The 6755-nt window shown below is 37.8% G+C and carries 5 protein-coding genes; all 5 read right to left on the bottom strand.

Going from position 1 to position 6755, the window contains the following annotated elements; genetic code table 11:
* Positions 1-183: 183 nt before the first annotated feature.
* The gene (spoVE, locus tag BAZO_RS16110) at positions 184-1284 is read right to left on the bottom strand and encodes a stage V sporulation protein E (protein WP_003332736.1); all 1101 of its coding nucleotides are present in this window, start codon (positions 1282-1284) and stop codon (positions 184-186) included.
* A gap of 51 nt (positions 1285-1335) precedes the next feature.
* Positions 1336-2694 (bottom strand): UDP-N-acetylmuramoyl-L-alanine--D-glutamate ligase, encoded by a 1359-nt coding sequence (gene murD / locus BAZO_RS16105; protein WP_003332735.1) that lies wholly within the window; start codon positions 2692-2694, stop codon positions 1336-1338.
* Entirely contained in the window at positions 2695-3669 is a 975-nt protein-coding gene (gene mraY, locus BAZO_RS16100) for a phospho-N-acetylmuramoyl-pentapeptide-transferase (RefSeq protein ID WP_003332734.1), read from the bottom strand. It lies immediately after the preceding gene.
* A 72-nt stretch (positions 3670-3741) separates the two neighbouring features.
* Positions 3742-5103, bottom strand: a complete 1362-nt coding sequence (locus tag BAZO_RS16095; RefSeq protein ID WP_003332733.1) for a UDP-N-acetylmuramoyl-tripeptide--D-alanyl-D-alanine ligase — start codon at positions 5101-5103, stop codon at positions 3742-3744.
* On the bottom strand, positions 5104-6579 hold the full coding sequence (locus tag BAZO_RS16090) for a UDP-N-acetylmuramoyl-L-alanyl-D-glutamate--2,6-diaminopimelate ligase (RefSeq protein ID WP_003332732.1): 1476 nt from the start codon (positions 6577-6579) through the stop codon (positions 5104-5106).
* Positions 6580-6755 lie beyond the last annotated feature (176 nt).

The raw sequence follows: 6755 nt of genomic DNA, 5'->3' as shown, positions 1-6755 counted from the left end.
TAGCAATTCTTAGTTGACTTATCGTAGGGAGAAGACCTGAAGTTTGCGAGGCGATAGGCGCTGGAGCTAGACAATGTTTTAAAAAAAGATAACCCTGTTTTCACAGGGTTTTAGCTTCTTATATTACATCTAAAAATGAATAGAATGTCAATCATTATAAAGTCACAAATACGATGAATAAAGTTAGTACCTGGCGTACCGGCTAATATTTAATAGTACGCCAACCGCCATTAACATTAACGTTAATGATGACCCACCATAGCTTAAAAATGGAAGTGTGATACCAGTTACCGGCATTAGCCCAGTTACAACCCCAATATTAATGCTCACTTGAATAGCAATCATCGCAATAATGCCTATTCCCAAAAAGCTTCCAAATAAATCTGGGGCCCCAAGCGCAATTCTAACACCACGCCATAACAGTAAACTAAAAAGCAAGATTACAAAGGTACCTCCGATAAACCCCAGTTCCTCCGCCAATATCGAAAAAATAAAGTCGGTTTGTGGTTCAGGTAAATAATAATGCTTTTGCCTGCTCTGACCGAGTCCAATTCCAAGCAGTCCGCCGGGACCGATCGCGTACAAGGATTGGATAATTTGAAACCCGCTTCCTAAAGGATCCTGCCATGGGTCAAGGAAAGCGGTAATCCGTTTAATTCGATATGGTGCTGAAGCAATCAAGGCTACAAAACCGAGAACTCCTAGTAACCCTAAGCCCATAAAATGACTAATCTTTGCTCCAGCTACATAAATCATGACAACACAGGTTCCAACCATCACAACGCCTGTACCTAAATCAGGCTGCAACATAATTAGACCAAATGCTAAAAAAACTAATGATAAAGAAGGAACTAAGCCTTTACGAAAAGATGTGATAAGCTTTTGATTTTCCGATAAGAATTTCGCTAAAAATGCGATCATCGCAATTTTCATAAACTCTGAAGGTTGGATCGAAAAAGCTCCTATTCCCAGCCAGCTGCGTGCTCCTCCACGAACAAGCCCAACCCCGGGAATCAAGACAACAATTAGTAACAAGAAACATATGAGTAAGATAACTTTAGACCACGTTCGCCATGTCCAATAATCAACATTCATAATGGCAAACATCGCAATAACCCCGACTCCTGCAAATAATAGCTGTCTTTTTGCAAAAAAGAAGGAATCATCAAACTTGAAATTGGCCCAAACAGCACTTGCACTATAAACCATAATCATCCCTACAGCTAAAAGGGACAAAGTAGCAAGAATAAGAATAAAATCAGGCGGGGATTTTTTATTCTGCAACTTTCCGACACCTCAATCGCTTTTTTCTATGCAGTAAAATCTTTAGCAGGACTAGTCTACTTTAAGTTTATGCACAGATTCTACAAACATGTCTCCCCGCTGTTCAAATGTTTTGAACTGATCCCAGCTGGCACATGCAGGTGATAATAATATGACGTCACCTTCACTAGACATATCATAGGCTGCTATTACTGCCTTTTCCACATTATCGACACGTTTTAAGAGATTAATCCCCGCTTCTCTTGCCGCATCCAAAATTTTATCAGCTGTTTGTCCAAAAGCAATGACGCCCTTTACTTTCTTTAAACTTGGAATTAATTCATCAAAGCTATTCCCACGGTCCAAACCGCCTGCAAGTAATAGGATTGGTTCAGAGAAAGCTGCAATAGCCGTTTGGGTTGCTAATATATTTGTCGCTTTTGAATCATTAAAAATTTTCCGCCCATTTATCGTTTCTATATATTGTAAACGATGCTTAACACCAGTAAAAGTTTGCAAAACCCTTCTAATCGCCTCATTTGAAACTCCGTAAAGCTTGACTGCAGCAATAGTCGCTAAAATATTTTCTAAATTATGTCGGCCGGGTAATACGATGTCGGCAATATCGATAATTGGCTCATTTTTAAAAATGATTTGTCCGTTTTTAATATAGGCACCATTTTCGCTTTTCCTTGTCAAAGAAAACGGGACAATCGTTGCATTGGCATCATTCGCCAACTCCATCACAAACGGATCATCGGCATTCACAACCGCATAATCTTGTTTGGTTTGGTTTTTAAAAATATTCGCTTTTGCTTTTCCGTATTCTTCTTTTGTACCGTGATAGTCTAAATGAGCGTTAAAGATGTTTAATAAAACTGAAATTCTAGGTTTGAAGTATCTCGTGCCCATCAACTGAAAAGATGAAAGCTCCATCACAAGCACTTCGGCCTTAGTTGTTTTTGCGGCTACTTCACAGGCAACGGTTCCGATATTCCCTGAAATAAGCGGATATTTTTGACCTTCCTTTAATATTTCATAGATTAATGTTGTCGTCGTCGTCTTTCCATTAGAACCGGTTATTCCGATAATTTCCGCTTCGGAAATATGATAAGCGATTTCCACTTCAGTAATAATCGGAATAGATTTTTCCTGTGCTTTTTGTAGAACTGGATTACTATATGGAATTCCAGGATTCTTTACAACTAAATCAAAAGGGCGTTCCAGTATATCGGGCGGATGACCACCTCCAATTACTTCAATATTTAAGTTGTGAAGTTCTTGAATTTCAGGACTGTCGTCTATCGGCTTTTGGTCATTTACTGTAACTTTCGCACCTAATTGTGTTAAAATCCTTGCTGCTGCAAAACCGCTTTTTGCTAAACCTAATACTAATATGCTTTTATCTTTATACTCTATTGTTGTTTTCAATTAAATCCACACCTCTAAATAAATTCCGATACATGCAAACAAAAGCCCGATAAACCAAAAAGTTGTAACAACACGCCATTCTGACCAACCAACTAGCTCGTAATGATGATGTAAAGGGCTCATTTTGAATACCCGTTTTCCTGTTGTTTTAAATGATATTACTTGTATAATAACCGATAATGTTTCAATTACAAAAACACCGCCAATCATGACAAGCAGTACTTCCAATTTTAAGAGGATTGCAACCGCAGCGATCGCTCCCCCGAGTGCCAAGGACCCGGTATCTCCCATAAATACCTTGGCCGGATGGGCATTAAACACTAAGAAACCTAGTACGGATCCTACGACCGCAACTGAAAAAATAGCGACTTCATATTGGGATGCATTCCAAGCCAAAATAGCAAATGCTCCGAAGGAAATAGCAGCTGTTCCAGCTAATAATCCATCAAGACCGTCTGTTAAATTTACCGCATTAGATGCACCTACAAGCATAAAAATAAGCAGAATGATATAAGTCCATCCAATATCAATCGAAAATTCTGTTCCAGGAATCTTAATATATGTAGAAAATCCCATTTTGTTTAAAAAATAAAAGAAAATAATAGCAACCACTAGCTGCCCCAACAGCTTTTGTTTGGAGGTTAATCCAAGATTTCTTTTCATCACAACTTTAATAAAATCATCGAGAAAACCGATAACCCCATATCCCAACGTTACAAACAGGAGTAAATAAGTTTCCATTGTAGGAGTTGAAAACTTACCTGTCATCACTAAAGTTGTAACCATAATTGAAACTAAAATCATCACACCGCCCATTGTCGGTGTTCCAGATTTTTTCTGATGAGATTTCGGCCCTTCTTTACGAATACTTTGCCCGAATTTCAAGCGACGTAAAAATGGTATCATAATTGGCGATAATAGAGCAGCAATTAGAAAAGCCATTATAATCGTCATCAACATACTTCGTTCAAGCATCCCAAAGCCCCCTTTCTTCTGTTAGAAAAAATTCTTTATAGGGTGTCAGACTCCTTCCGAAGGGTCTGACACCTATTGTTGTTTTAACTCGTTAATTAAGGATTCAAGCTTAGCACCTCTAGATGCTTTAAATAAAAGGACAGCTTCCGGAGACAATATTTCTGTTATAAAAGGCAATGCTTCCTCTTTTCTCAGGAAACTATAAACATGTACAGGAATTTCACGATTACGTATTTCATCTGCAATCCATTTCCCTTTTTCACCAATCGCAATCACATCTGTAATCGGCTTATTAATAACATCAGCAACACTGCGATGCAGTTCTTCTTCATTTGGACCGAGTTCGTACATATCTCCTAATACCAAGACTTTTCGATCATATTGATGATAATCCTTCACTGTATCAATAGCGGCCTTCATTGATGTAGGACTGGAATTATAAGCATCATTAATGATCAAAGCACCATTTTTCCCAATCATACGCTCAAGCCGCATCCCAGTTACCTCAATTTTTTCAAGCCCTTCCTTAATGTCTTCCATCGGTACTGCTAATTCCATGGCTAGAGCAATCGCATAGCTTGCATTCTTTACATTATGCCTGCCAAGTAGGGAAAGTTCAAACTGATTCTCGTTAACAAGAAAACAATGATGATCATCCTCGAATTTCACATTGCTTATTAAAAGATCATTACCAGTATTAAATCCACATCGAATGACTGAAAGACCTTTTTCTATGGAAGAAAGTAATGGTTCATCTCCATCTACGATGATCTTACCGTTCGGCTTCATACCACCCGTAATTTCAAGCTTTGCCTTAGCAATACCAGCACGGCTTCCCAAAAACTCAATATGTGATTCTCCAATATTTGTAATAATCGCATAATCAGGATTAGAAAGCTCACTCAAGAGTGAAATTTCCCCAAAATTACTCATACCCATTTCTAAAATAATGACTTCTGTATTTTCTGGGCTAGAAAGTATCGTTAACGGCAAACCAATATGATTATTAAAGTTCCCTTGAGTCTTATGTGTTTTATATTTCTTTTGCAAGACGGAATAAACTAAATCCTTTGTTGTTGTTTTCCCATTAGATCCGGTAATTCCAATAACAACCGGTTTAATTTTCTGCAAATAAAATTTAGCCAGCTTCTGTAGCCCTTCGATTGTATCTTTTACAAAAAATAATGGAAAATCATTAGGAATAAAGGTTGGGACTTCTTTATGTTCCTGCCAAAGCCCAGCAATCGCCCCATTATTGATGGCATCTCGAATGAAATCATGACCATCAAATTGATCGCCAACAATCGGAACAAATAATCCTTTATTAACCTTTTTCCGGCTATCAGTTGTAATTTCATGAATAAAAATATTGGCATCTTTAGTTCCAACATTCGATGGAAAATTTTTCGAAATCTCACTTAACGAGAGTTTCATTTACCTCTCCCCTTTTATCGCCTCTCGTGCAATTTTACGGTCATCAAAATCAAGTATCTGTTTTCCGACAATCTGGTAGGTTTCATGCCCTTTACCAGCTATTAAAATAATATCATCTTTCTCAGCGATGCCAACCGCATAATAAATAGCTTCTTTCCGATCAACGAAAACTTGATATTGTTCACCTTGAACACCAGCTTCCATATCCTTTAGTATTTGGACTGGATCTTCTGTTCTAGGATTGTCAGAGGTAAAAATTGCCACATCGCTATTTTTCACAGCAATTTGTGCCATGATCGGACGTTTTGTTTTATCACGGTCTCCACCACAGCCAACGATTACATACACTTTACCTTTTGCAAACTGTTTGACAGTTGTTAAAGCATTTTCTAAACTGTCCGGTGTATGGGAATAGTCAACAATCACGGTGTAGTCTTGATTTTCATTCACTAGTTCAAAACGACCGGCTACACCTTGCAGGTTTTCAACCGTATCAATAATTACTCGGAATGGAACTTTTGCAGCTATTGCAGTACTTACAGCCGCTAATACATTATAAACACTAAATTTCCCGACAAGCTTCATCGAAATCTCGGCTTCTCCTACAGGTGTTGTTAAAGAAAACGACGTGCCTTGCCCACTCATATTAATATTAGTTGCCCTCACATCACTTTCAGAATCAATTCCATAGGTTAAGATTTGGGCTCCGGCCGTTAGCTTCTTATACAACTCTGAAACTGAGTCATCATTGTTTAAAATCGCAAACTTAGGCTTCTCATAGTTAATAGAGCTACCAAGCTGGGCAAATAAAATTCCCTTCGCACGGGCATAGTTCTCCATTGTTTTATGATAATCTAAATGATCTTGAGTTAAATTGGTGAGTACAGCAATATCATAATCACAGCCCCGAACACGCCCCATATCAAGAGCATGAGAAGAAACCTCCATTGTTGCTGTTGTAACCTTGTGTTCAACCATATCCTTAAATGTTTTTTGTAATACTAACGATTCAGGTGTTGTATTTTTGACATCGATTGTTTGATTGCCAATTTTAATATACATCGTTCCAATTAGACCAGTCTGTTCACCATTTGCTTTAAAAATTTCGTCAATAATATGGGTTGTTGTCGTCTTTCCATTAGTCCCCGTCACACCAATTAATCGTAGTTTTTTAGTGGGTTGATTATAGAAGTAATCGGCCAACTGCGCCAATGCCCTTTTTGTATCACCAACAACAATATAAGGAATCTTTATATCCCTATTATTTAATTCACGCTCGGCTAGAATTGCACTTGCCCCATTACTAATAGCCTGTTCAACAAAATCATGGCCATCAACTGTAAATCCATTAATGCAAACAAATAAGCTGCCTGCCCGAACTTGTCTTGAATCCATTTCAATGGATGAAATTGGAGGATTTCCACTTTGTAGTTGTTTATAATGCGATAAACATGAAAGTAAAGATTTTAGCTCCATTCTGGATTTCCTTTCTGTATAAAAAATAAAATAGAAAATAAAAATTCACTTCACCCATTATATCAAAAGTAGGCTTGGATAATATATCTTTTTAACTTTATTCAGTAGAAGAGCACTACTGAATAAAGTTAAAGCCTCCGGCGGATGCCTCAGATTTTCAAAGGTAGTTTTTCGAG

It is taken from the genome of Schinkia azotoformans LMG 9581, from assembly GCF_000307855.1.
Taxonomy (GTDB): domain Bacteria; phylum Bacillota; class Bacilli; order Bacillales; family Bacillaceae_J; genus Schinkia; species Schinkia azotoformans.
The sequence above is the reverse complement of the archived record's forward strand: the minus strand, read 5'-3'. Positions and strand labels throughout refer to the sequence as shown.

Excerpts from the sequence above, each read along its gene's own strand:
- mraY (WP_003332734.1), bottom strand. The coding sequence starts at position 3,669 with ATGCTTGAACGAAGTATGTTGATGACGATTATAATGGCTTTTCTAATT.
- BAZO_RS16095 (WP_003332733.1), bottom strand. The coding sequence starts at position 5,103 with ATGAAACTCTCGTTAAGTGAGATTTCGAAAAATTTTCCATCGAATGTT.
- BAZO_RS16090 (WP_003332732.1), bottom strand. The coding sequence starts at position 6,579 with ATGGAGCTAAAATCTTTACTTTCATGTTTATCGCATTATAAACAACTA.